This window comes from Williamsia sp. Y712, from assembly GCF_059445525.1.
Genome location: NZ_JCAIUN010000004.1, coordinates 685,894 through 706,544, shown reverse-complemented (window position 1 = coordinate 706,544; position 20,651 = coordinate 685,894). Strand labels below are relative to the sequence as shown.

Here is a 20,651-nt window from a genome sequence, read left to right as displayed (position 1 = left end):
GGCGGTAACGGATGGGGCGGCATGGTGGGGACAGCAATGCTGGAGGCGAGTTCGGATTCAGCGGACACCGAGATGGGGACCGGGGGCACGGGACCGCGTGGATAGTGGGTGCGCTGGTTCTCGTAGCGTTGCTGGTGGCCGGGGTAGTCCTGTGGCGGACGATCGGCAACGGGTCCGGTCCGGATTGTGACTCGAGGGAAGCAGTGTCGGTCATCGCGGATCCTTCGATGGCGGCCACGATCAAGCCGCTCGCGGGTACCGCGTCGGGCGACTCTTGCTTCGACTTCACGGTGTCCGCGGTCAGCGGCGCCAACGTTGCAGGGCAGCTCACCAAGGGAGAGAGTGCGCCGGACCTGTGGATTGCGGATTCGTCGACCCGCGCCCGTACGGTCACCGAGCAGGTCCGCGTCGGCAACGATGTGGTCGCCGAATCGGTCGCGGCAAGCCCCGTGGTGGTGGTCGGCAAAAACGTTCCGGCGCTGGAGAACTGGGTCGATGTGATGAAGTTGCCGGGACTGCGACTCGGCAACCCGATCGACTCGAGTACCGGCGACGCCCCGATCATCGGCGCGCTGGCTGCCGAGCAGTCGGGCGCCATCGACACCAAGTCCTTCACCGACGGGATGACCCTGCTGGCGTTGCAGCAGGGCAACGCGCGGGTCGGTGGCGATGCCGATGGAGACCGGCTCGCACTCGCCGGGGTGAGTGACTCGCCGACGGTGGTCAGTGAACAGCACTTCATCGAATACCAGCGCGCCGATCCCAGCAGTGGGCTGTCGGCCTCCGTCCCTTCCGACGGCACCGTCGTCCTCGATTTTCCGATGCTCAACACGGCGCCTGCGGCCCGCAAGGACACGGTGGGCAAGGCCGGTCAGGAGCTGTTCGAGGCGATCACTTCTGACAGCGGCGCGCAGACGCTGACCGCCGCGGGATTCCGCACCGGCATCGATGGACCGGCGCCTGAAGGCGGAGTTGGCGATGTGACTGTTCTCACAGCGGGTGATCCGGAGCGTGAGTCAAAAGCGCTGCGGCAGTGGGCGGTGCTCGGAGTACCGATCCGCACTCTGGTCGTCGAGGATGCGTCAGGGTCGATGTCAGCGCCTGCGGGGAACTCGACCCGGGCCGAGATGTTGGTGGAAGCCAGTCAGAACGGCCTGAAGCTGTTCCCCAACACCACCGCGTTGGGCTCCTGGCTGTTCTCCATCAATATGGGTGGGAGGGGACAGGACTGGTTACCGCTGGTGCCGATCGAACGCCTCGACACCGTTGGGGCCGATGGCCAGACCCACCGCGAGCGTCTGGAGTCCGAGCTTCTGACGTTGCCTGACCGAGTGGGTGGCGCGACGGGCCTCTATGACACGACTCTGGCCGCGTACAAGGAAGTTCAGGACACATACGATCCCAACTTCTCGAACAGCGTCATCCTGCTCACCGACGGACAGAATGAGGACGAGAACTCGATCACGCTCGATGAACTCCTCGCCGAGCTTAAGCGACTCGAGGATCCGGCTCGACCGGTGCTGATCCTGACAATCGGCATCACGGAAGATGCTGATGCCGCATCGCTGAAGAAGATCGCAGAGGCGACAGGTGGCACCAGTTACGTCGCCAAGACCCCGGCCGATATCTCGACGGTGTTCGTCGACGCCGTGGCAGCGCGCATCGAGGCCGCCGGTCGGTGAAAACGGTGGTCGAGCGCCAATGATGTAGGTGAGACTAACCTAACAATTTTCGACAAAACGGACCATGGACCGGATAGATGCGGCACTATCCGGGTATGAGTTTTCTGACGACGTCTGCCCGAGCTCGAATTGTCAACGCCGGCAAGGCCGCATCGGTCGTTGCGGCCGCAACGATGGCTGTTGCGGCGTGTGGAGGCGACGGCGACGACACCGCCGCGCCGGCCGCGGCGGCTTCATCTGCCACCGCGGTCGAGTCCGGTTCCGCATCGGGTGGCGAGTCGCCGTATACCGACGGTGAGTACTCCGCGATCGGTGGCTACCAGTCTCCTGGCGGAAAGCAGGAGATCGGTGTCACGGTCACCCTGTCGAACTCGGTGATCACCGCACTGACACTCGACACCAGCGCGACCACCGGACCCTCGGCTGATTTTCAGGGCAAGTTCAAGACCGGCGTAACCGAGCAGGGACTCGTCGTCGGCAAGAGCATTGATGAATTGAGCGTGAGCAAGGTGTCGGGGTCTTCCTTGACGTCCACCGGTTTCAATGATGCGATTGACCAGATCAAAACTGAGGCTGCAGCGTAAACGGTTTATTCGGCGCGTGTCCGAGAACTGAGAGTCTCCTGAAAAACGCGTTTCAAACGGACCACGGTCAACTTTCAGGGAGCACAATGGATGCCATGACCTCGACATCAACGTCATCGGTGAAGAATCGGATTGTCAACGCGGGCAAGGTCGCTGCGGTCATCGCGGCCACCGGCGCAGTCATCGCGGCCTGTGGCGACGATGGCGACAGTAATTCATCGGCCACAACAACCACCGCCGCAACCGGTGATTCCGCGGTCGCCGAATCGGCACCCGCCGAGTCAGCAGCGGCGGAATCCGGTACTGAGTCATCGGCATACACCGACGGTGAATACAGTGCCTTCGGTAGTTACCAGTCACCGGGTGGTCGGCAAGAGGTCGGCGTGACGGTCACCTTGGCCAACTCGGTCATCACCGCACTGACGCTCGATACCAGTCAGACCAAGGGCACGTCCTCGGAGTTCCAGGGCAAGTTCGCCAGTGGGATCGACGCACTGGTTGTCGGCAAGAACATCGATGAGCTCGACGTGAGCAAGGTTTCTGGATCATCCTTGACCTCAGGCGGTTTCAACGACGCCATCGAGCAGATCAAATCCCTGGCTCAGGGCTGAATCTCGACGCGGTGACGAAGCCGACGGTCTGGGAGTTCGAGGCACTCGGTACGGCGTGGGACGTGACTTTGCCCGGCCCGATCCCGGATGACCTGCGAGCGGAGATCACGCACGAGCTCGACCGAATTGATCGGGTGTGGTCGAGGTTTCGCCCGGATTCGATGGTTGCCGCAATGGCAGAGCGCGCCGGTCGGTACCCGATCGCATCGACCGACCAGCCGATGATCGATCTGCACCGCGAACTCTACGAGCTCACCGGCGCCAAGGTCACCCCGCTTGTCGGCCAGACACTCGATGACGCGGGCTATGACAGTGGCTACTCGTTGACGCCGGCGGAACATGTTGCTGCAGTGCCACTGTGGGACGACGTGTTGACCAAGTGGTCGGGCGAGCTGGAACTGACCGCGCCTGCGCTCATCGATGTGGGCGCCACCGGCAAGGGATTTGCCGTCGACCGGGTCGCGGGTGTGATCGCATCGCACGGGTTCGAACGCTATCTGGTCAACGGCAGCGGGGACATCGCGGCCGGATCGCAATCCCACCGAATCGCGTTGGAACATCCGGTTGATCCGACCAAAGCCATCGGCACCGTGGTGATCGAGGGCAACGCGATCTGCGGGTCGGCAAGCAATCGTCGGGCGTGGGCGGATTGGCATCACATCATCGATCCGACCACCTCCGCGCCCACCCGGGAAGTACTGGCCACGTGGGCCATCGCCGACGACGCGATGACCGCAGACGGGCTGTCGACCGCCCTGTTCTTCTGTCCTCCTCAGAAACTGTTAAGCCGCTATCGGTTTGACTATGTGGTGGTACGGGCGAACGGCACCGTGGAACATTCGCATGCGCGAGAACTGGAGTTGTTTCTGTGAGGTACCTACGGCTTGTCGACCGGCTCTCGATGTACCGGTTCGTGTTGCTGGCACTGGTGGTGCTGGCGGTCTACTCATTTGTCGTGGCCGCATCGGATGCCGACTTCCAGTACACCGCAACAGAGTTGGCCGGCTCGCTGGCGATTCTTGTGGTTGTCTGTGCCGCCGTGACATATATCTGTGCGGCGATCGTGCGGGTTCCACCCGGTAGTGAATCCTGGCTGATCACCGCATTGATCTTGTTCTTCATCTTCCCGGGCGTGACCGACTCGGATACCGCGTGGGGTCTGGTGCTGGCCGCGGCGATCGCGAGCGCATCGAAGTATGTGCTGGCGATCAGACGTCGGCACATCGTGAACCCAGCCGTGGTCGGTGCAGTGGTCAGCTACCTGTTCGCCTACTTCTCTGTCGGCTACTTCGCGTATCCGATCTGGTGGGTGGCAGCAGACGCCTTGCTGATCCCGATGATCGTGATCGGTCTGCTGGTCGTCTGGAAGCTTCGCGACTGGTGGATGTCCGGCATCTTCCTGCTGGCCTCGGTGATCACGATCGTCGCGGTCGCGCTCGACGACGGAACCCCGGTCGGCGACGCCCTCGACCTGGGATTCCAGTCGACACCACTGCTGTTCGTGGCAGCGATCATGCTCACCGAACCGCTGACATCACCGACCACCCGCCTCGCGCAGGGGATCTACGCGGCGGGAGTCGGGGTGCTCATGTACTGGGGGCAGACGTTCGAGATCACCTCCGACTACACGCTCGCCTTCGTTCCCGAGATGGCCCTGCTGGCGGGCAGCGTGTTCACGTTCGTTGTCGCCCGCAGGTGGCGACGTCCGGTGCTGACGATCAAGTCGGTGCAACCCATCGGTGTCGACACCTACGAGGTGCTCGCATCCCCCGGGGTGCGTTTCCGGTCCGGGCAGTGGGCGCAGGTCTCTGCTCCCACCTGGAATCCGACGCCCGACAAGCAGGGCACACGACGAGTGTTCTCGCTCGCCGGTGCGCCGGGGGAGCCGACCACTCGGTTCGGCTTCACCGCAGCAGGCAACGTCTCGGCATTCAAGAAGCGGCTGATCGACGGCGGTGGAACGGGCACGAAGCTGTACATCGACGAGGTGGGCGGGGACTTCACCCTTCCACGCAAACTTTCGGCGCCGGTTGTGTTCATCGCGGGCGGTATCGGAATCACGCCGTTCCGGTCGATGCTCGCCGACCTGTTGGACCGCGGCGGGGACCTCAAGCAGGTCTCGCTGATCTATGCGGCGAACGGTGACGATCGATTGGTGTACACCGATGTTCTCGACGCCGCCCGCGCGGCCGGTGCCACGGTGGTGACCGTGACCGGCGGACTGGTGGGTGCCAGCGACATTGCTGCCGTGGCACATCCCGGATCGCACTACTACCTGTCGGGTCCGCCGGCCATGCTCGACGCCATCAAGCCGATGCTGTTGCATGCTGAACCCGGACTGCGGTGGCAACCCTGGCGCGTGCACACCGACCGATTCATCGGCTACTGACGAGCACTTTTCGCAAGGGCGGGAACAAACCGCCGCCCCGGGTGCTCCTATCTTCGACCGCCGCACAGCGTGGCACCTTCCGAAGATTCGGTACCCGACACGAAAAGGACTCACCCTCATGGCAATCGAACAGTACGACACCAACGCCGACGGCTACTTCGACACCATCCTGACCGACACCAACGGCGACAACGTTGCCGACATCGTCGAATACGACACCAATGCCGACGGCTGGATCGACGAGGTCCAGACCGACTACGACTACGACGGTTACGTCGACGAGATTGCCATGGACACCGACTACGACGGCTACTACGACACCGTGATCGCCGCCTGAGTGCCATCGGACCTTCTTGACCGCGACCATAGCCGCACCTCCCGAAACCGCGTCACCTGAACGCAGGTGGCCCGGTTTCGGGTTGTCGGTCCGGTGCCGGACCGTGACCGGCCACCCTGGATTCCCGAAACGTGCCCGCCCTGGGTGTTATTCGATGTGTTCGAGGTTGTCGGATCCGGTTTGGGCTTCGCCACCACGATCTCGGGGCAGCTCTGCCGACTTTTCGGCCAACACCGCCTGGCGGTCGGCGAGGACTTTCTGCCACGCCGCTGCGAATGTGTCGTTGACGTGCTGGGCCCGGTTGACCCGCGGTGTGCGTTCCGGATCAACCGACGCCGGGGGTATCCACCCGACGCGGCCTTTGTCTGGGCCTTCGGTGATCATGATTGTCTGCCACTGACCGGGACCATCGCCGATGAGTTTGTGGTGCGACGGGCACGCTGATCCCATCATGTTGATGTCGGTCAGACCACCGTTGATCCATGCAAGCAGGTGATGGGCCTCGACCCAGGTCGCTGGATTGGTGCAGCCTGGATGCGAACAACCCCGATCCCGGACGAACAACGCGAGCCGCTGGCCTTTCTGCGCGGTCCGTTTGGTCCGGGCCAGATACAACACCTCCGCGGAGTGGTCGGCGAACACGGCCAAATATTTGTCGGACCGCGCTGCCAGGTGCAGGGCCTCTTTGACCGGAATATCCACTCCCGACGCCGTTCTCGCGATCCCCGCACAGTCGTCGAGCTGCGCTTTGGTCATCGTGATGATCAACTGCGCCGGCAAACCCCGATGCGACTTGCCGAGCAGGTTGCACTCCAAAATCGTTGTCAGGATCGCCTTCAGCGCATCGTGATGTTGTTGGCCCGTCGAACGGATATCCCGTTCGGCAGCAGCCTTGATCAGCTCTGCATCCTGTTTCGGATCATCGGAGGCCCCGGTCGGCGAGTTCGGGTCAGCCGGGTTGTTCATCCCCGGGGCAGCCCAGACATCCATCACGGTCTTGAACATCGCCAACGTTTCCGGATCCAGGGTGCCGGAGATCTTGGCCATCAGGTCTACCCCTTGATCACCCAGACTCACACTGCGTTTACGCGCCCGATCCGAATCGTCGGTCAGCTGGCCGTCGGGATCGACTCGGGCCAACACCGCACGGCCCGATGCGGCCAACTGGGTGGGGTCTTGGCCGACAGCTTCTTCGGTCATCCAATGATCGACCACGTCATACACGGCCGGATCAGCCGCTGACGGAATGTGTTTGCGCACATCCAGCATCACATCCATATGCGCGGCCCCGATCAACCCGTGAGCCCAGGCCTGTTCAGCGGCAGGGCACTTCGGCGTCAACTCCTCACCCTGCATCGTATGGAATCGCCCCACCGCCTCCAGACCCCGGATCCGGGAAGAGGTTTGCCCTTTCGTCAACCGCAACTCGCTACGCGTGAAACCGAACAACGACGAATACCCGGCTTCGGTAAACGATGACCGATCCGAAACCCGCAACAGGTGACGCACCCCGGTGAACTCGAGCTTACGAACTATCCGTTCATGCACCCGCACAAGCTCATTGAGCTCAACATCGGACATATCGGAATCGACGCACTCCGCGATATCGGCAACGAGCAACTCCAACTCGAGGTACTTACGCACCAACACCGGAACCGAAGAAGAACCAACCCCGACTTCATCAGATGGATCGTCAGTCATCATGCCCCCCAGCACATCTGATTGAATTCTTTCAACCAGAATACTCCGGAAAACACATCGTGTCGAATGTTTGTTCGAGTAAGGTGTTTGGCGTCGGCCGACGTGAACTCCTTGTGAGGCAACGTGTTGTGCGCGTCAGTCGCGTAACTCAACCCCCGTCAAGGCAACTGGTGTCACTGAGGTGTCACTGCGAAGGCTCAACTGCGGGAGACCAGCGCTCGTAGGAAGAACGTCAGGTTCTCGGGGCGCTCGGCCAAGCGGCGCATGAAGTAGCCGTACCACTGGGAGCCGAACGGAACGTAGACGCGGATCTGACGGCCCGCCTGGGCAAGTCGTTGCTGTTCGGAATCGCGGATGCCATAGAGCATCTGGTGTTCCCATTGCTCGGTGTCCCGACCGGCGGTGGTGGCCATTGCCTCAGCGGCCGCCACCATCGCGGGATCATGGCTGGCGACCATCGGATATCCGTCGCCGTCCATCAAGACCTGCAGGCAACGTAGGTAGGCCGCGTCGACGTCGTGCTTGTCCTGGAACGCCACCGCTGCTGGTTCGGCATATGCGCCCTTGCACAGCCGGATCCGCGACCCCGGTCCGGAAAATGCATGACAGTCGTCCTCACTGCGATGCAGATAGGCCTGCAGCACGGTACCGAGATCGGGGAAGTCGGACCGCAATTCGCGGACGATCCGCAGGGTCGAGTCGGTGGTGGTGTGATCTTCGGCGTCGATGGTCACCCACACGCCGGCCCGAGTGGCAGCCGATGCGATGCGGTGCGCATTCTCCAGCGCGATCTTCTCTCCGTGGCGGGGGAGTGCGCCGCCCAGCGCCGACAATTTCAACGACACCTCCATCGGATGACCAGATTGCGTGAGGTCAAGGCCTGCAAGCATGTCGATCAGTTGTAGATAGGCCCCGACGGTCGCTTCGGCCAACGTTTCGTCGGTGGTGTCCTCGCCGAGATAGTCGATGGAGATCATCCGGCCGGATGCCAGCAGTGATCGGCAGGCATCCATGGCATCATCGTGGGTTTCGCCCGGCACGAAGCGCTGCACAACATCTCGTGTCACGGGTAGGCGCCTGCTCAGGCGCTTGATCCGACCACTATGGCCGGCGGCAGTGATGATGCTGCGGGCTGCGGCAGCGGTGGCCGGCCTCACGGTCGATTGCCCGCGTCCTCGCGGGCGGTGTGCCCGGCAGCGTCGACTTCCATATGCGGATAGCCAGAAGTTGTTGCCGGAGTGAAGGTCTCCTTGATGGTCCGAGTCGAGGTCCAGCGCATCAGGTTTTGCTTGGATCCCGCCTTGTCGTTGGTTCCCGACGCGCGTCCGCCGCCGAAGGGCTGTTGTCCGACCACTGCGCCGGTGGGTTTGTCGTTGATGTAGAAATTGCCTGCGGCGTTGCGGAGCCCGGACAACGCGGCACCGACCGCGGCGCGATCATCGGCGATGACCGCGCCGGTGAGCGCGTAGCGAGCGGTCGAATCAACCTGCTGCAGAATCGAATCGAAGTTGTCGTCCGGATAGACATGGACCGACAGAATTGGCCCGAAGTACTCCGTACTGAAGGCTTCATCGGTCGGATCGTCACCGAGTAGTACCGTGGGCCGCACGAAGTAACCCTCGGAGTCGTCGTGGTCGCCACCGGCCGCGATCGTCAGCGTGGGTACCGATTTGGCCCGTTCGATGGCGGCGGATGATTTGTCGAAGGCGCGCTGGTCGATGACCGCACCGCCGAAGTTGGTCAGGTCTCGGACGTCGCCGTAGCTCAGGTTGTTTGCTTCGGCGAGGAAGTCGTCCCCCATGGTGTCCCACACCGACCGCGGGATATAGGCCCGTGATGCCGCCGAACACTTTTGACCCTGATATTCGAAGGTTCCCCTGATCAGGGCGGTCCGCAGGACATCGGGATCAGCTGAACTGTGTGCCAGTACAAAGTCTTTACCGCCGGTCTCTCCGACCAGTCGTGGGTAGCTGCGGTAGCGGTCGATGTTTGCCCCGACCTCACGCCACAGATGCTGAAAAGTGTTCGTCGAACCGGTGAAATGGATTCCGGCCAGGTTCGGGTCACGGAGTGCCACATCGCTCACCGCGATCCCGTCACCGGCAACAAGGTTGATGACACCGGGAGGCAGTCCCGCCGCCTCGAGTAGTTTCATCGTGAGGTAGGCCGAATAGGTCTGTGTCGGTGACGGTTTCCAAACCACCGTATTGCCCATCAGCATGGGGGCGGTGGGAAGGTTTGCGGCGATGGCCGTGAAATTGAACGGTGTGATCGCGTAAACGAATCCCTCGAGTGGGCGGTGATCGAGTCGATTCCACACGCCGGCGCTCGACACCGGTTGTTCGGCGAGGATCTCGCGAGCAAATCCGACGTTGAACCGCCAGAAGTCGACAAGTTCGCAGGGAGCGTCGATCTCGGCCTGCTGCACCGATTTCGACTGTCCGAGCATGGTGGCCGCGGCGATCTTCTCGCGCCAGGGCCCGGACATCAGATCTGCCGCCCGCAACAGGACCGCGGCACGCGCATCGAAGTCGGTTGCCGCCCACCCCGGCGCGGCTGCCAGGGCTGCATCCACCGCTGCCCGGGCGTCGTCGTGGGTGGCGTTGGTGAAGGTGCCGAGAACCTCGTGGTGAGCGTGGGGTTGCACAACCGGGGTCGGCGTTCCGGTGCCGGTGACATGGGCACCGTTGATCACATGGGGCAGTTCGATCGGGGCGGCGGCGGTGAGACTGCGCAGCTCATCGACGATTCGTCGGCGTTCAGGTGAGCCCGGGGCATAAGTGTGGACGGGTTCGTTGTGCGCACGCGGGGGTGTGGTGATGGCATCCATCTCCCCATCACAGCCCGGCGGCGTTGCAAAAACGATAGCCAACAGGCCAAAGGGACTGCATATGCTTGGTCCAGCTGAACAAAGGGGGCTGCGGATGTCCGAACCTGGTAAATCGGCGTCGATCACGCTCGGGCGCCTACTCCTGGCCTTGGACGGCACGCTGGTGACGCTGGTCGAAGCGCCCGAAGGTCTGGATCGGTCCGTGTCGTCGATGGCTCTACTCGACGACGACGATCTGCGCCTGGGCGTGGGCCGGGCGGCCCGCGGCGCCGATCTCGCGCTGCTGGTCGGTGTGGGCTGCGATCAGGTGATCGCCTGGCTGGCGACACTCGGGACCCGGACCCCCACCGCGATGCTGGTGAAGTCGCCGACGGCGACGTTGGTGCGTCGGGCGGCGGGTGCAGGCGTTGCGGTCGTGGCCGTTGACCCACACGCCCGCTGGGAGCGCATCTACAACCTGATCGGGCGAGTGCTGGAGCAGGCGCGTGCCGGAACGGCGGAGTCGATGGCCAGCGGAACCGCCGGTGATCTGTTCGCGCTGGCCCAAGCCGTCGCGGACCGGACCGGCGGACTCGTGAGCATCGAGGACGCGGACTCGCACGTTCTGGCCTACAGCACCTCCGATGAGCACGCCGACCAATTGCGTCGACTGTCGATCCTCGGTCGCGAAGGTCCGCCGGAGATGCTCGACTGGCTGCGGCAGTGGGGGGTTTTCGGCGCTCTACGGGCCGGGCCGGAGGTGGTCTCGGTGGCCCGGCGCGACGATCTGGGGCTTCGCCCACGCCTGGCCGTCGGCATCCGCGGACCACGCGGGACAACGTATCTGGGAACGCTCTGGTTGCAGCAGGCCGAGGTCGACCTCGCGCCGGACTCTGCGGAGATCATCAAAGGTGCGTCCGCCGTTGCCGCCCGCATCATCGCGCAGTCGGCGGCGATGCCATCTGTTCACGGCGAACAGGTTCAGCGCTTGCTCGGCTTTCGGGGCGAAGGCGTCGACGTCGCCTATCTTGCTCAGGCGCTGAACATTCCGTCAGACGGTCCGGTGGTTGTTGTCGGCCTGGCGGCGCGGGAACGTGACGATGACGCGGACGGGGGAGGTGATCGAGGGGAGCAGAACCTGCCGGCGCTCACGCTGCACGCCAGTGCTTTTCGGCCGGACTCCGTGACCGCTGCGGTCGGTGGACGGGTGTACGTGCTGTTCCCGCGGACGAGCAGTGGGCCTGCGACGGTGCGGTGGGCGCGGGAGACCGTCGATGCGGCCAAACGCGGATTCGGGGTGCGGATCCGGGCCGTGGTCGCCGAAGGCGCCGGTGTGATCGATGCGGCCAGATTGCGGGTCGAGGTCGACCGGGTGATCGACGCAGCGCGCCGCGAGGGCTCGCTCATCGACACCGTGACCACGATCGAGCAGTCACGGACCCCGGTGCTCCTCGGCGAAATCGTCGGATTGTTGGCCGCCAACCCAGAACTGGTGGATCCTCGGGTGGCCGAACTCCGTAGCTATGATGCCGCGCACGGGACCGATTTGATACCGAGCGTCCGGGCCTACCTGGACGCGTTCGGAGATGTCCGGGCGGCGGCAGGCGAGTTGCACATCCATCCGAACACCCTGCGGTACCGGTTACGGCGAACCCGGGAATTGACGGGGTTGGACCTGGCCGATCCCGCTTCCCGCCTGGTGGTGGCGCTTGCACTTCGTATTTGATCGCTGAGCACAGTCCGAGACCGAATATGACAAGAGCCCCCGAGCTTTCGCTCGAGGGCTCTTGTGGCGTTCTTGAGAGAGGCGGACCGCCGGTGGGGTCAGCTCCTCGGGAACTGCTCGGTGTTGGCAGTGGCGGAGACCGTCGCCGGGGTGGGACGCCGGAACAGCAGGACCACACCTGCGATGAAGAGCAGACCGCCGACGGTGCCGAGGATCGCCGGAAGGATCACGCCACCGAGGCGGAGCTGATCGACATAGCCCGAAGCCTTGTCGGACTGCCGTTCGACGGTGGTGTCCTGCCACGCCATGGTCGCGGCGAACGCGTCCATCTGGAAGTCGCGGATCGGCTGGGCCAGATCAGGATCTTCCCAGCCCGGGGACTTGAAGTACTGATGCTGCTCTTCCAGGCCCTTGAGGATGGTGCCGGTCTGCGGCTCCACCCAGACGTGGCGCGTGGACTTTGCGAAGCGGTCCATCACGACCTTTTCGGTGGGCGGGACTCCTTCGATGCCCCACCAACTCGCCGGCATCTCCAGCGAGGTGCCGAGCGCGGGCTCCCCGTTGGGCGTCGGAAGTGTCACCTGATCGACCTCGGGCACGTCGCTGACGAAATGGTATGCGGTGAGGCCGTTGATCTCTTCTTCTTCGACGAACGTGGCGGTGACGTCCTGTCGGGAGTTCGAGTCGTAGTAGACCTGATCGGTCTTCTCGACGTCGAAGCCGAACTTGTACTGATATCCCTCGCGAGGCGCTTCGACGAAGTTGTCGGTGTCCTCGATGGTCACCGTGCCTTCGGGTGCCTGGACGGTGTGGATGCGGGCGATGTTGCCGTTCGGCTTGCTGGTGTCGCGATCGACGGACACGACGTCGACGTTCGAGGTGAGGACGGCGTCCTCACATGTGCGCTGGGCATTGGCCGGCTCTGCGGTGGGCTCGTAGGTCTCGTCGCCGTCGCGAATCAGATCGATCACCACGGTCTGTCCGGACTGCAGTGTTGCCTGATCGGAATCGGACGGGTCGATGATGATGCTGCGACGCTGCTGGGTCAGATGCGCATCCAAGACCTGTGCCTTCGGTTCGCTGATCGAACAGCGGTTGAAGACGCGTGCCGGGGTGTTGTTGTCATCGGTCAGTCCTGCGGGAACCGACGTCGCCACAGAGGTGATGTCGAGGTCCAACGGAACCACTTTGAGCTTGGGAACCAGCCACAACGGTACTGCGATTGCGGCGGTCACCATGGCGATCCCGATGAAGATCAACGCCGGTGCCAAAATCTTCTTGATGTCATACCCCTCTCAAACGGCGACAAGCGAGTTCAGTATTACAGCAGCCGTCCGATCGGTTGCGCCTGGTCACCGATTCCGGCATACCTGGCGTGTTGGGAGGGGCGCATTCGGGGCTTACTTCGTGCCCGGCCCCGGGTATTGTCAGCGCGCAGGTAAAGTCGTCACGCGAAGCGCCTTAGTAGCTCAGGGGATAGAGCAACCCTCTCCTAAAGGGTAGGTCGCAGGTTCGAATCCTGCCTAGGGCACCACGTCCGCCGAATGGGTGGACAATTGCACGCAGCGGTGGCTCACGGTGACTGCTCACTTGTCGGTGGTGACAAGTGAGAGCAATGACCGCAACGACGCCTCGATGCCGGGACCGATGGGGTCGCCGCCCAGGTGCTGGTAGGCGACCACACCGACGATGGCATCGATCAAGTGGTCGGCAGGGATCGAGAGATCGACCTGGCCGGCACCGACCCCGCGATCGATCGCCTCCTGGAGACGGTGCCGACGGTGGCTGGTGTGCCGGGCGTGGTTGAGATCCCGGATCTTGGGATCGCTCAGACCCAGCTGAATGCGAATGTGTGCGGCCTCCGCCTGTTCCGGGGTCAGCTGGTTGCCGGTTATCCCCATGATCTGCAGGATGTCCGCGACAAAGTTGCCGGTGGGCTCGAACTGTTCTGACGGGCGGATGCTGTTGAGTGCGGCGACGATGAGCTCTTCCCTCGTGGACCACCGGCGGTAGATGGTTCCCAGTCCGGCTCCGGCGCGTCGCGCGATCGCGCGAGTGGTGACGTCGCGATGCGAAGGCGATTCACGGAGCAATGCCAGCACTGCGGCGAACACCCGCGATTCGACGTCGACATCGAACGGCCGCCCGGGCCGCGCGGCGGTTGGCGCGGCCCCGCCTGCCGGGTTCACGCGGGTGCCGACGTCACACGCCGGTGCAGGGTGTCGATCAACCCGTCGGTGAGTCCGGCCGCGCGCAAGGGGCCGAGCGGGTCTCCGTGACGTTCGCGCAGTGTCCGCAACATCGTGGACATGGCCTCTTCCGAGAAGTCCTCGCCGGTGGCGGCAGCGGAGTATTGGCTCAGATCGATTCCGGTCGCGGCGATCAACTGGCGCATCGACGGTTCGGTTCTGGCTTTGATCGCCTGGACATTCGGTCCGGTGGCGGCATAGTCGGCGATGATCGCCTCGTCATCTGCGCCGAGCGCGAGGAGTATCGCCGCGGCGAGCACTCCTGTGCGGTCTTTGCCTGCCGCGCAGTGAAATGCAATGGTGCCCTGACTGAAGGCGGTCAGCGCCAGAGCGTTCACCAGTGCGCCTGCCGATGATTCGTACAGGTCGGCGTAGCCCTCACCCATCCCGACCGCATCCCTCGGACCCGCCAACGCATGTGTATCCGTTGGGAATTGGGTGAGCAGTGGCAGGTGATGGTAGGCGACACCGAGATCGGCCAGCGGGCCACGGCCGGTGGTCCCGGTTTCCTGTGCACTCTTGAGATCGATGACCGCACTCAGACCGTCCGCCACCAGCTCTGCGGCGAAATCGATTGTGACCAGCGACAAGTCGTCGGCTCGCAGAATTTTTCCGGGGCGGATCACGCCGGTGGCGGTCGGGATACCGCCGAGGTCTCGTAGGTTGACCGGGATGGACAGTGGCAGTGGTGTGGACGCGAATTGAAGTGTCATGGGTCAGGTGAGCTTTCTTCTGATGATCGCGCTGATCCGGTCGATGACCGTGACCAGGACGACGATGCTGATGATGATGGCGCTGAGGTGGCCGTAGTTGTACATGCGCATGGCCGTGGTCAATTCGAGTCCGATTCCGCCGGCACCGACCATGCCGAGGATGGTGGCTCCGCGGACATTGCCTTCGAAGAGCAGCAGCGTGTACGAGACGAGCATGGGCGCGGCCTGCGGCACGATGGCATAGCCGACAACCTGGCGGCGACCGGCGCCCACCGACTCGAGAGCTGTGATCGGGCCGGTGTCAACGGCTTCCATCGCTTCGGCATATACCTTGCCGATCGTTCCGATGGAGCCGAGCGTCATTGCGAGAATGCCGGCGAAAGGTCCGAGTCCGACCGCCGAGACGAACATCAACGCAAAGACCAACTCGGGTACCGAACGGATGATGTTCATGATCCAGCGGGTCGGGTAGTAGACCCAGGGCGGACTGATGTTGCTCGCTGCGGCGAAGGCCATCACGAGTGAGCACAGTGCGCCCAACACGGTCCCGACCACGGCCATCTGTACGGTTTCGATCAGCAATTCGACGATGACGTCGAACTTGTCCCACGTCGGCGGAAACAGGCGGGACAGGAACTCCCACATGTTGACCGAACCGTCGGCGAGCTTGGTGAAGTTGAACTCGCCGCCGGCAAACGACCAGATCAGAACAATGGCGGCAACGGGCAGCGCGGCGAGCACCCCACGTCGGGGGAGATGGAACGCACTGGTGAGCCGTTGCCGATCTTCCGGACTCAACTCGGGTTGGCGGTTGTTTCGCTTGGGCACGGTGTCGGTTGAGGTGACCCGTTCAGTCGTCGTCGGCACCGGGGGCCTCCTGGTCGTAGAGCGGGGTCAGGTCGTCTGCCGAGAGGTTGCTCGTGTGGTCGGTGATCATGGTGTGTCCGTGCTGCAATCCGATGATCCGATCGCTGTACTGCAGCGCGAGATCGACCACGTGCAGACTGATCAGAACGGGGATGCCTTCGGAGTGCGCGATGTCGCGCAGAAGCGAGAGCACCGAGGCGGCCAGGCGTGGATCGAGTGAGGCCACCGGTTCGTCGGCCAAGATCAATCGGGGTTGCTGCATCAGTGCACGTGCAATCGCCACCCGCTGCTGTTGGCCGCCGCTCAGTGACCGGGCCGGTGAGGTGGCCTTGTTCTCGATTCCGACCCGGTCGAGCAGTTCCAGAGCCCGCGTGCGCTGGGCGGACGAGAATCCGCCCAGCCAGTTGACCGGACCGGCCCGATGTAGTCCACCGGTGAGGACATTGGTCATCACCGACAGTCGCGGGATCAGGTTGAACTGCTGGAAGACATGACCCACTTCCGAACGCAGATGCCTCATGTCGCGTTTGGAGGTGCGCGTGACGTCGCGGTCGGCGACGACGAGCGAGCCGCCGGCCAGCGGTGTGAATCCGGTGATGGTCCGCATCAGTGTCGACTTCCCGGAGCCCGATGATCCGAGCAGTGCCACCACCTCACCGGGGTGCAGGTCGATGTCGACACCGTCGAGCGCAACGGAGTCGCCGTAGGTGACGCGGATACCGCGCCCGGTCACGATTGTCGGCTCGGGGGTCCGGACGGAGTCGCCGTGGATGGGTGCGGCGAGCGCTGTTTCTGCCATTTAACCCAAGTCCTTGAGCTGGACACCGGCGACCGCGGCGATCTCGTTCAGCGGATCGAAGATCGAGGAATCCGGGTTCAGGATCGGCTCACCGGTGGTTCCCTGCGCGAGAACACCGAGTTCATCGGCGTGGTCGGCGAAGACTCCGGGAAGCACTTCGAGGAGCTTGTCGCGGGTTGCCTGATTCATCTCGCTGCGCACCAGGATGACCATCGACACGGGCATCGACGCACTCTGTCCGATGTTGCGGGTTTCGCCCTCGGTGAAGATGCCGTACTCGACCGCCATCGAGGTCAGTACGTTGGCCGTGCACGAGGCGTCGACGCTGCCCTGTTTCAGTGCGGCCCATCCGGCATCGTGTCCGCCGGCAAAGATGGCTTCGTAATCCTTGCCCTGGGTCAGGCCGGCTTGAGCGAGCATGTGAACGGGCATGAAGTATCCGCTACTCGACGCCTGATCGGCGAAGGCGATCTTCTTTCCGCGTAGGTCTTCGAGTGCATTGATATCGGAGTCCGCCATCACCATGCAGGTCGATACCGGTTTGCCGTCCGATGCAAACGCCAACAGCGGGTCGACCTCACCGGTGTTCACGGCCAGTGCCGACGGGAAGGCGCTCATCAGACCGAGGTCGACGTGCTGGCTTCGCAAGGCTTCGACAACGCTGAGGTAGTCGGGCACGTCGGTGACGTCGACACTCATCCCGGTGGCCTCGCCGACCAGGTCGGTGAACACATCGACGGGGTTCGATGCGGTGACGTCGTCGCCGATGGGTGTCATGGCGACCGTGACGGTGGTCTGCGGTTCAGACGAGGTGTCGTCGGCGGAATCGGAGCTGCAGGCGCTGAGCGCAAGAGCGGCGACCGCAAGGAGGGCGGCGGTCAGGGAGAGACGCTTGTTCACGGGGGACCTTTCGGAAGCGGTGTTACCGAAAGGGAATGCAACCCTGCGCAAATAGACGGGAATTACGGAAACGGCGACATCGAAATTGCGTCCAGATGAACATCTACGACTGGGGCGTTCGACGTATCGTCATCAGCCATGAGCCGAACGATCTTGCCGAAGGAACCACTCGTCGACGCAATGTCGGCTGCGTGGTCATCTGTCGAAACCTTGGCGACGCCACTGAGCGACGACCAGTGGCACGCTCCCTCGATCCTGCCCGGATGGTCGGTGGGTGACGTGGTGGCCCATGTCATGACCACCGAACGCATGCTGCTCGGTGATGCGTTACCGGAGGTGGCCGCCGAGGTCGATGCCTTCGACCACGTCCACAACAGCATCGGCGTGATGAATGAACGCTGGCTCGAGTTCTATCGAGCGCAGGATCGGGAGACCGTACTGGCCGACTATCGGGATGTCATCGCTCGGCGGAAGAGTGCGTTGGCGATGATGGGTCAGGCCGACTTCGACGCTGATTCGTTCACGCCTGCAGGCCCGGACACGTATGGCCGATTCATCCGGATACGGGTGTTCGACTGCTGGATGCACGAGTTGGACCTCTGCGACTCGCTTGGTCTGTCCTTGCCCGTCGATCGGATCGCCGCCGAGGTGGCGTTGGACGAGGTCGCGGCCAGCATGCCGTTTGTCGTCGGGAAGAAGGCCGGCGCCCCGGACGGTAGCCGGATCCGCATCGTCATCGAGGGATCGGTGTCGCGGACGTTGAACATCGCGGTCGACGGCCGGGCGGGAATTGTCGATGAACTCGATCGAATTCCAGATCTGACCTTAGTGATCAATTATGCTGAATTTGCCCGGCTGGTCGGGGGCCGATCGACCGGTGATCTTCGGTCCGCTGTCATCGACGGTGACCGGGTGCTCGGCGAAAAGATACTGGCCAACTTGGCCTATGTGATGTGAGTGGGCAGCGAATCCTGGGTAGGGAAGATGCGACGACTGTTGGCGGTGATTCTCCCGCTGATATGTGTGATCGCGATTCCGGCCGCACCCGCCGCCGCCCAGGACAACGGACTCGGGTCCGGATTTCTCTGGGGTGTCGGGTCAGCCGGATTTCAGGCCGAGGGTTCCTCTCCCGACAGCAACTGGTTGCGGTACTCGAACAGTGATGGCGTCGATGACCCGGTGGGCACGTCGGTCGACTTCCGGAATCGCTTTGAAGAGGACATCAACAACGCCAAGGCCATGGGCGTGAGCGTGTACCGATTCAGCGTGGAGTGGGCCAGAATCCAGCCGCAGCCGGGCATGTGGGATCAGCGCGAGCTCGAATACTACGACCGCGTGATGCACTACATCCTGCTGGCCGGGATGCGTCCGATGATCACGTTGGATCATTGGGTGTACCCGGGATGGGTGGCCGACCGTGGCGGCTGGAACGATCCGAGCATGGCGCAGAGTTGGCTTGCCAACGCACGCAAGGTGGTTGACCGCTATGCCCAGTTCAACCCCATCTGGGTCACCATCAATGAGCCGATCGTCTATACCTACCTCAAGGAATTGTCTTTCGGCGGTATCGAAGCGCGGAACGTCCCGTTGATGCTCGATCAACTGGTGCGTGTCCATCGCAGCATCTACGACCACATCCACTCGATTCAGCCCGGAGCCTGGGTGACGTCGAACTCTGCGTATCTGCCGACCGTCCAACCTGCACTGGACGCGATGTTTCTCGATCGGATCGCAGACAAGCAGGACTTTGTCGGTATCGACTACTACTACTCGGTGGCGGCGACGGATCTCAACACGTACAACGCTGCGACCGAACAGTTCTGGAAGGCTTCATCGTCGGCTGATGGCCTCTACTACGCGCTGCGCTACTACGCGCGGAAGTTCCCGGGCATGCCCCTGTACATCGTCGAGAACGGAATCCCCACCGAGAATGGGAAGGCGCGACCTGACCGGTATCAACGGGAAGATCAACTGCGCGATGCGGCGTACTGGATCACCAGGGCCCGAGCCGACGGGATGAACGTGGTCGGATACAACTACTGGTCGATCACCGACAACTACGAGTGGGGTAGCTACACACCACGTTTCGGTCTCTATCAGGTGGATGCGACCTCGGATCCGACGCTGACCCGCAAGCCCACTTCCGCCGTCGCGGCCTACGCCGAGATCATCGCCAACGGAGGCGTTCCGGTCAACTATCGGCCCACCCGCCCGGCTGATTTTTGTTCTCTTGTGGATGCTCCAACGAGCTGCAGTCAGCCGGTACGGTGAACGCCGACTGATCAAAGCCGTCATCGAATTCTGATCCGGCCGATTGTCCCGCGCCGGTCAGATTCTCCTGCGCCGAGCGTTCTGCCTCGGCAGATCCGAACATCGCAACCGCAACCGCGCCGAGGACTGCGAACGTGAATCCGGCGAGCGCCAGCCACTGCATGCCGGGCACCGTCGAGTCACCGAGCCAGAGCACCCCGACGATCCCAGGCGCCGCGGTCTCCCCGACAACCAGCGCCGCCGTCGACCCGTTCACCTCGCCCAGTTGCAGCGCCACGGTGTGCAGATAGAACCCCGCCGCACCCGCGATGGCGATCACCCACGCGGCCGGATCGGCCAGGATGGTCGGCAATGAGAGCGGATCGATGCCGTCGAGAATGCGGACGCCGATCACGACAGCGCCGAACAACAGGCCCGCTGCGGCGCCGGCGGCCACCGATCCGGCTCGCCCCATCCGGCGAACCGTGAACAGCGACAAAATCACCAGCACGACGGTGATGGCAAGCAGTGCCCAATGCAACGATGGCGGCGTCGGGTGATCGCTGTGCGGCTGCGACGCCGAACCCAAGAGCAGCAGCGCCACCAATACCGTGCCCATCGCGACGTAGTCGCGCGGGTGCAGTTTGATCCCGAGTAGGCGGATCCCGAGAAGTGCCGTGATGATGAGGTTGCCCGCGACAATGGTCTGCGACAGGAACAGCGGCAGCATCCGCGCCGCGCCTGCGCCGGCAACAAATCCGAGTACGTCGAAGATCGCACCAGCGACAAAAACCCCGGTCATCGCGGTGGCGACGGTGGATCGCCACGAGGGTGACCCGTCGGCGGTGGACATCCGCTCGTCGCCGAGGTTCGCCCGGGCGGTCTGCCGTGCCCCGAGGGCCTGCATCACCGACGACAGGCCGTAGCCCACTGCCGCGATGACGGCCAAGCTCACTCCGAGCAGCATTTCGTTTTTCCCTTCGCATGCACTTCTTGGTTGCAACACCTCCAGGATGCTCAGGTATTTCCCAGCT

At 63.2% G+C, this 20,651-nt stretch carries 19 protein-coding genes and 1 tRNA gene; 10 read left to right on the top strand and 10 right to left on the bottom strand.

What is annotated here, in order from left to right; translation table 11 throughout:
- Positions 1 to 11 precede the first annotated feature (11 nt).
- The 6 genes from AC1D75_RS26440 to AC1D75_RS26415 all read left to right on the top strand — a co-directional run bounded on the left by AC1D75_RS26440 (position 12) and on the right by AC1D75_RS26415 (position 5,603).
- The gene (locus tag AC1D75_RS26440) at positions 12 to 1,682 is read left to right on the top strand and encodes a substrate-binding domain-containing protein (RefSeq protein WP_495518275.1); all 1,671 of its coding nucleotides are present in this window, start codon (positions 12 to 14) and stop codon (positions 1,680 to 1,682) included.
- A gap of 95 nt (positions 1,683 to 1,777) precedes the next feature.
- On the top strand, positions 1,778 to 2,266 hold the full coding sequence (locus AC1D75_RS26435; protein ID WP_495518274.1) for an FMN-binding protein: 489 nt from the start codon (positions 1,778 to 1,780) through the stop codon (positions 2,264 to 2,266).
- An 86-nt stretch (positions 2,267 to 2,352) separates the two neighbouring features.
- Positions 2,353 to 2,877 (top strand): FMN-binding protein, encoded by a 525-nt coding sequence (locus tag AC1D75_RS26430; RefSeq protein ID WP_495518273.1) that lies wholly within the window; start codon positions 2,353 to 2,355, stop codon positions 2,875 to 2,877.
- A gap of 11 nt (positions 2,878 to 2,888) precedes the next feature.
- Positions 2,889 to 3,749: an FAD:protein FMN transferase gene (locus AC1D75_RS26425; RefSeq protein ID WP_495518272.1), complete on the top strand. Its 861-nt coding sequence runs from the start codon at positions 2,889 to 2,891 to the stop codon at positions 3,747 to 3,749.
- On the top strand, positions 3,746 to 5,266 hold the full coding sequence (locus tag AC1D75_RS26420; RefSeq protein WP_495518271.1) for an oxidoreductase: 1,521 nt from the start codon (positions 3,746 to 3,748) through the stop codon (positions 5,264 to 5,266). The genes AC1D75_RS26425 and AC1D75_RS26420 overlap by 4 nt, the downstream gene beginning before the upstream one ends.
- 118 nt (positions 5,267 to 5,384) lie before the next feature.
- Positions 5,385 to 5,603: a hypothetical protein gene (locus tag AC1D75_RS26415; protein ID WP_495518270.1), complete on the top strand. Its 219-nt coding sequence runs from the start codon at positions 5,385 to 5,387 to the stop codon at positions 5,601 to 5,603.
- 147 nt (positions 5,604 to 5,750) lie between these two features.
- Here AC1D75_RS26415 and AC1D75_RS26410 read toward each other — a convergent pair whose 3' ends face one another.
- The 3 genes from AC1D75_RS26410 to pruA form a co-directional block, all read right to left on the bottom strand.
- Positions 5,751 to 7,307 carry an HNH endonuclease signature motif containing protein gene (locus tag AC1D75_RS26410; protein WP_495518269.1) on the bottom strand — a complete coding sequence of 519 codons (1,557 nt, stop codon included), beginning with the start codon at positions 7,305 to 7,307 and terminating at the stop codon, positions 5,751 to 5,753.
- 194 nt (positions 7,308 to 7,501) lie between these two features.
- Positions 7,502 to 8,461, bottom strand: coding sequence for a proline dehydrogenase family protein (locus tag AC1D75_RS26405; protein ID WP_495518268.1), 960 nt, complete (start codon positions 8,459 to 8,461; stop codon positions 7,502 to 7,504).
- A complete protein-coding gene (gene pruA, locus AC1D75_RS26400; RefSeq protein WP_495518267.1) occupies positions 8,458 to 10,134 on the bottom strand; it encodes an L-glutamate gamma-semialdehyde dehydrogenase in 1,677 nt (558 codons plus the stop codon). Before pruA ends, AC1D75_RS26405 begins: the two co-directional genes overlap by 4 nt.
- Before the next feature lie 94 nt (positions 10,135 to 10,228).
- Here pruA and AC1D75_RS26395 point away from each other — a divergent pair, with 94 nt between their 5' ends.
- A complete protein-coding gene (locus AC1D75_RS26395; RefSeq protein ID WP_495518266.1) occupies positions 10,229 to 11,839 on the top strand; it encodes a PucR family transcriptional regulator in 1,611 nt (536 codons plus the stop codon).
- 98 nt (positions 11,840 to 11,937) lie between these two features.
- On the opposite strand, the gene pgfA is transcribed toward AC1D75_RS26395, so the two are convergent.
- Complete coding sequence (gene pgfA / locus AC1D75_RS26390) at positions 11,938 to 13,110, bottom strand: cell envelope lipid trafficking protein PgfA (protein WP_495518265.1); 1,173 nt, start codon at positions 13,108 to 13,110, stop codon at positions 11,938 to 11,940.
- Positions 13,111 to 13,297: 187 nt separating this feature from the next.
- Between pgfA and AC1D75_RS26385 the strand changes: the two genes are divergently transcribed.
- Positions 13,298 to 13,373 (top strand) — tRNA-Arg (locus AC1D75_RS26385).
- Positions 13,374 to 13,425: 52 nt separating this feature from the next.
- Here the strand turns inward: AC1D75_RS26385 and AC1D75_RS26380 are convergent.
- The 5 genes from AC1D75_RS26380 to phnD are packed head-to-tail and all read right to left on the bottom strand — an operon-like array spanning position 13,426 to position 17,367.
- Positions 13,426 to 14,028: a TetR/AcrR family transcriptional regulator gene (locus tag AC1D75_RS26380; RefSeq protein WP_495518264.1), complete on the bottom strand. Its 603-nt coding sequence runs from the start codon at positions 14,026 to 14,028 to the stop codon at positions 13,426 to 13,428.
- On the bottom strand, positions 14,025 to 14,801 hold the full coding sequence (locus tag AC1D75_RS26375) for a tyrosine-protein phosphatase (protein ID WP_495518263.1): 777 nt from the start codon (positions 14,799 to 14,801) through the stop codon (positions 14,025 to 14,027). The genes AC1D75_RS26380 and AC1D75_RS26375 overlap by 4 nt, the downstream gene beginning before the upstream one ends.
- Positions 14,802 to 14,804: 3 nt before the next feature.
- Positions 14,805 to 15,668 carry a phosphonate ABC transporter, permease protein PhnE gene (gene phnE / locus AC1D75_RS26370; protein ID WP_495518262.1) on the bottom strand — a complete coding sequence of 288 codons (864 nt, stop codon included), beginning with the start codon at positions 15,666 to 15,668 and terminating at the stop codon, positions 14,805 to 14,807.
- Positions 15,652 to 16,467 (bottom strand): phosphonate ABC transporter ATP-binding protein, encoded by an 816-nt coding sequence (gene phnC, locus AC1D75_RS26365; protein ID WP_495518261.1) that lies wholly within the window; start codon positions 16,465 to 16,467, stop codon positions 15,652 to 15,654. Before phnC ends, phnE begins: the two co-directional genes overlap by 17 nt.
- Complete coding sequence (gene phnD / locus AC1D75_RS26360) at positions 16,468 to 17,367, bottom strand: phosphate/phosphite/phosphonate ABC transporter substrate-binding protein (RefSeq protein WP_495518260.1); 900 nt, start codon at positions 17,365 to 17,367, stop codon at positions 16,468 to 16,470.
- A gap of 138 nt (positions 17,368 to 17,505) precedes the next feature.
- Between phnD and AC1D75_RS26355 the strand changes: the two genes are divergently transcribed.
- Positions 17,506 to 18,324, top strand: coding sequence for a maleylpyruvate isomerase family mycothiol-dependent enzyme (locus tag AC1D75_RS26355; RefSeq protein ID WP_495518259.1), 819 nt, complete (start codon positions 17,506 to 17,508; stop codon positions 18,322 to 18,324).
- Positions 18,325 to 18,351: 27 nt separating this feature from the next.
- On the top strand, positions 18,352 to 19,638 hold the full coding sequence (locus AC1D75_RS26350) for a family 1 glycosylhydrolase (RefSeq protein ID WP_495518258.1): 1,287 nt from the start codon (positions 18,352 to 18,354) through the stop codon (positions 19,636 to 19,638).
- Here AC1D75_RS26350 and AC1D75_RS26345 read toward each other — a convergent pair.
- Positions 19,559 to 20,584: a DMT family transporter gene (locus AC1D75_RS26345; protein WP_495518257.1), complete on the bottom strand. Its 1,026-nt coding sequence runs from the start codon at positions 20,582 to 20,584 to the stop codon at positions 19,559 to 19,561. The genes AC1D75_RS26350 and AC1D75_RS26345 overlap by 80 nt on opposite strands.
- Positions 20,585 to 20,651 lie beyond the last annotated feature (67 nt).